The following is a 3,201-nucleotide window of genomic DNA, read 5'->3' on the forward strand; positions in this document are numbered from 1 at the left end:
CGCGGCGGCCGCGCCGCTGCTCGCCCCGGGGTCGCGGCTGCTGGCGCTCGGCGGCAGCTGCACGGTGGCGGTCGGGATGTGCGCGGCGGCGCGCCGGGCCGGCCACCGTCCCCGGCTGGTCTACGTCGACCGCCACCTCGACCTCAACACCCCGGCCAGCACGACCGAGGGCTCGCTCAGCTGGATGGGCGTGGCGCACTGCCTGGACGTGCCTGGCGCCGCGCCCGAGCTTGCGCACCTGGACGGCGCCGCGCCCCTGCTGCGCCCGGCCGACCTGGTGCACCTCGGCGTCCAGCTGAGCGAGACCACCGCCGGTGAGCGCGAGCAGCGCGACGCCCTCGGCCTGCGGGTGGTCGACCAGGACGAGCTCGTCCGGCATCCCGACGAGGCGGCGTCCGCCGCGCTGGCGGTCCTGTCCGAGGGGCCGTTCCTCGTCCACCTCGACGTCGACGTGCTCGACTTCCTCGACGCCCCACTGGCCGAGAACGTCAACGGGCGCAACAGCGGACCCACGCTGACCCAGCTCGAGGTGGCGCTGGCGCGGCTGTGGCAGCACCCCGACTGCCTGGGGCTGTCGGTCGGCCAGCTGGTGCCCGCCCACGCCGCTGCCGACCCGCCTGCGCTCGACCGCTTCGTCGCCACCCTGGTCGGCGCCGCCACGGCGGACGCCGGTCGGGTACAAAGGGGGCCATGAGCTCCCTCGGCACCCCCGACCCGCACCCCGGCTGGCTGTCGGAGGAGGACCTGACCCACGTCCGGCACCGGCTCCCGCTGCTCTACGTCGAGGCCATCCCGGTGCGTCAGGACGAGGACGGCAGCGTCACCGAGGTCGGCCTGCTGCTGCGGGCCGACGCCGGCGGGGCCTTCAAGCGGACCATCGTCTCGGGCCGGGTGCTCTACGCCGAGACCGTGCGCAGCGCCCTGCTCCGCCACCTGGAGAAGGACCTCGGGCCGATGGCGCTCCCCCGGCTGCCCGCCTCGCCCACCCCGTTCACGGTGGCGGAGTACTTCCCGCTGCCCGGGCTCGGCCGCTTCTCCGACGAGCGCCAGCACGCCGTCTCGCTGGTCTTCGTGGTGCCGGTCACCGGGCACTGCGAACCCCGCCAGGACGCCCTCGAGCTCACCTGGTTCTCCCCGCGGGAGGCGGTCGGGGACGGCGTCACGCACGAGCTCGAGGGCGGTCGCGGTGCGCTCATCCGGGCCGCGATGGCCCACGTCGGCGCCCTGGACTGAGATGTTCGCAGGATTCACCCAGACCATGGTCGACGCCGGCGACACCGCGCTGTTCGCGCGCTCCGCGGGCAGCGGCCCACCGGTGCTCCTCCTGCACGGGCACCCGCGCACCTCCGCGACCTGGCACCGGGTGGCTCCCCGGCTGGTCGGGGCCGGCTTCACCGTCGTGTGCATGGACCTCCCCGGGTACGGCCGCTCGGGCAAGCCGACACCGGCTCCCGACCACGCGCCGCACTCCAAGCGGGCCGGCGCGCGCCGGCTGGTCACCGCCATGGGTGAGCTCGGCCACGACCGGTTCAGCGTGGTCGGTCACGACCGCGGCAGCTACTTCGCGCTCCGGATGGCCCTGGACCACCCGGAGCGCGTGGCACAGGCCGTGTTGATGGACTGCCTGCCCATCAGCGAGCACCTCGACCGGACCGACGCCCGCTTCGCGACCGCCTGGTGGCACTGGTTCTTCTTCGCCCAGCCCGAGCTCCCCGAGCGGGTGATCACGGCCGATCCCGACGGCTGGTACCACGGGGACCCCGAGACCATGGGTGCGGAGAACCACGCCGAGTGGCGTGCTGCCGTCCGCGACCCCGAGGTGGTGCGCGGCATGCTGGAGGACTACCGGGCGGGGCTCGGCATCGATGCCGCCCACGAGCGCGCCGACCGTGCCGCGGGCCGGCGGGTCGAGCAGCCCCTGCTGGTGCTGTGGTCCACCCGCGACGACCTCGAAGAGCTCTACGGGGATCCGCTCGCGATCTGGCGGGCCTGGGCCGACGACGTCACCGGCCACGGCATCGACTCCGGTCACCACATGGCCGAGGAGGCACCCGAGGAGCTCGCGCGGGCACTCATCGCGTTCCTGGGCAGGACGCCGCGCTGATCCTGCGACGGGTCCGGCCGGCGCACCGCGTGGGCCTCCGTCAGTCGCGCTTGCCGAACTGGCTGCGGTAGAGCTCCGGCGGCAGCGCCACGGAGGCGAACGACTGCTCGCCGTGGGCGGCGAGCTCGGCCAGCGCGGCGTCACGGTCGCCGGCCTCCACGCTCTCCAGCAGCGTGCGGTGCCGGGCGGCGTGGTGCTCCAGGTCCTCGTAGTAGGCCTCGCGCACCACCAGGTTGCGGGACATGCACAGCAGCTGCTGGCGCTGGATGGACTCGTAGGCCTCCGACAGCCGGCGGTGCTCGGCGATCCCCACCAGCGCCAGGTGGAAGCGGTAGCCGGCCTGCACCAGACCACCGCGGTCCTCGCGGCGGGCGCAGTCCTCCATCTCCTCCACCGCCTGGCGGGGCGCCTCCAGCACCTTCGGGTCACGGACCGGCACCCCGAGCTCGAAGGCCAGCCGCTCCAGCGCCGAGCGCAGGGTGAGGATCTCCCGGACGTCCTCGGCCGTGAGGGTGGCCACCCGGCTGCCGCGTCGGGGCTGGGTGACGATGAACCCCTCGTTCTCCAGCACCCGCATCGCCTCGCGCAGCGGCGGACGGCTGATCCCCAGCCGCTCGGTGAGCCGTTCCTCCTGCAGCCGCTCACCGGGGGCGTACTCGCCGGCCAGGATCGCCTTGCGCAGCGAGTCGGTCGCCAGCTGCACCAGGCTCGGTGCGTGCAGCCCACCGCTCTCCACGGGTGATGTCATCTCACGTCTCCTCCCGGTACACGCCCCAGCTGCCGGGACCTCTCCCGCATTGTGGGCCCGCCGAACTCCTCGTCCCAAGCCCTTGACAGCATGTCGCTTATTGTAGACAGTAGTCGCAGACTGTAGACAGTAGTCATCTGATCGCTGGTTGGAACCGTCAAGGAGGACGTCGGTGGGACCCGTACACGCCGTGGTCGGGCTGGGCAACCTCGGGGCGGCCGTGGCCGAGCGCCTGGGCCGCACCGGGCACGAGCCGCTGGTGCTCGACCGCGACCCGGCCCGCGCCGAGGCCCTCGCCGAGCACGGCTGCCGGCCGGCCGACGACCTGGCCGCGGTGGCCGCCGAGGCC

General features: G+C 74.0%; 5 protein-coding genes. 4 read left to right on the top strand and 1 reads right to left on the bottom strand.

The features are described from left to right. From DVA66_RS18710 to DVA66_RS18720, 3 genes are all read left to right on the top strand, one after another. A partial coding sequence (locus DVA66_RS18710; RefSeq protein WP_114561380.1) for an arginase family protein occupies positions 1-694 on the top strand: 694 nt, incomplete at its 5' end. Beyond that, entirely contained in the window at positions 691-1,233 is a 543-nt protein-coding gene (locus DVA66_RS18715; protein WP_114561381.1) for an NUDIX hydrolase family protein, read from the top strand. The genes DVA66_RS18710 and DVA66_RS18715, both read left to right, overlap by 4 nt. A gap of 1 nt (position 1,234) precedes the next feature. After that, positions 1,235-2,104: an alpha/beta fold hydrolase gene (locus DVA66_RS18720; protein WP_114561382.1), complete on the top strand. Its 870-nt coding sequence runs from the start codon at positions 1,235-1,237 to the stop codon at positions 2,102-2,104. Between the two features lie 40 nt (positions 2,105-2,144). Here the strand turns inward: DVA66_RS18720 and DVA66_RS18725 are convergent, their stop codons facing one another. After that, positions 2,145-2,852 carry a GntR family transcriptional regulator gene (locus tag DVA66_RS18725; protein ID WP_114561383.1) on the bottom strand — a complete coding sequence of 236 codons (708 nt, stop codon included), beginning with the start codon at positions 2,850-2,852 and terminating at the stop codon, positions 2,145-2,147. Between the two features lie 190 nt (positions 2,853-3,042). Between DVA66_RS18725 and DVA66_RS22160 the strand changes: the two genes are divergently transcribed. Next, positions 3,043-3,201: NAD(P)-binding domain-containing protein (locus tag DVA66_RS22160; RefSeq protein WP_408608934.1), on the top strand; the 159-nt coding region annotated here is incomplete at its 3' end.

It is taken from the genome of Desertihabitans aurantiacus (assembly GCF_003344635.1).
GTDB lineage: Bacteria > Actinomycetota > Actinomycetes > Propionibacteriales > Propionibacteriaceae > Desertihabitans > Desertihabitans aurantiacus.